Below are 966 nucleotides of genomic sequence, written 5' to 3'. Positions count from 1 at the left end.
TTTTTTTAGTAGTTTATCAGAAAAAATATCATTTTTGTTTGCATGTTTTCCAAAATATGCCCATATTTGCAGCGTCTTTTCTTCCCGTTACCTACAAAGTAACAGCTCTCTAATTCAATAGCTTACCTGCACGATAGACCTTCTTCAAGGAAGAAATAACCGCTACATTCGCTTCATCAATTTTCTTATTCTTGAAAGGTTTCAGATACGTTTCCGTCACGGTGATGGAAGAATGCCCCATCGCTTCCGAAATAACACCGGGATGTACCTCACAATAGTATGCCATCGTAGCCCAGGTATGACGGGCAGTGTACGAGCTTACTTCAGATGTCAGTCCCAAAACTTGTTTCAAAATCATTAATTGATAATTAAAGTTGCGCAATGCCAGCTGATATTCCTTGTAAGCAGCTTCCGTTCCCTCTCCACTGGTGATCAGCGAAAAAAGATAGGGAGAAGCAGGATCTGTATTCATATACCGCTTGATCAGCTTCATGGCTTCCGGCACAAGAGTCACTGTTAATAACCTGCCGGTTTTTCGACGGCGGTAAGTCATTACATTCCCATCGATATCATGCTTTTTCAGATAGGCAAGATCCACAAAAGGAATCCCACGAAGTAAAAACATTAAAAAGAAAAGACCACGAGTACGCTGTAGTTCCTTGTTGTCCTGACACAGCTGTTTCGGAAGTTCCTTCATCAGACGCTCCATGTCTTCCTTATCCAGCGCACGTTTCCTGTCCGCGCGCGTTCCTGTATAGACATACCGGAAGTGATGAGGCACATAAGGCGCAAGATGGCGGTCGACCGCACGGTTATACACTGCACGCAACGTACGCATATAAGTGGAAACTGTATTCCAGCTACAGTTCCTGCCACGCAGATACGATTCGAAACTTTTAAGAAACTCCTGACTTACTTTCCGGAAAGGAAGCTTATCACTTCCATGAAAGGCAAGGATTGCACTCA

At 43.5% G+C, this 966-nt stretch carries 1 protein-coding gene; it reads right to left on the bottom strand.

Features of this window, described 5'->3' with window-relative positions; genetic code table 11:
- Positions 1 to 109: 109 nt before the first annotated feature.
- Positions 110 to 966, bottom strand: an 857-nt coding sequence (locus tag KTR07_RS28115; RefSeq protein ID WP_217315582.1) for a site-specific integrase, incomplete at its 5' end; no start/stop codon positions are given.

The organism is Bacteroides sp. MSK.20.82 (assembly GCF_019052485.1).
Classification (GTDB): Bacteria; Bacteroidota; Bacteroidia; order Bacteroidales; family Bacteroidaceae; genus Bacteroides; species Bacteroides thetaiotaomicron.
Note: the sequence above shows the minus strand (reverse complement) of the source record. Positions and strands in the feature narration are given on the sequence as shown.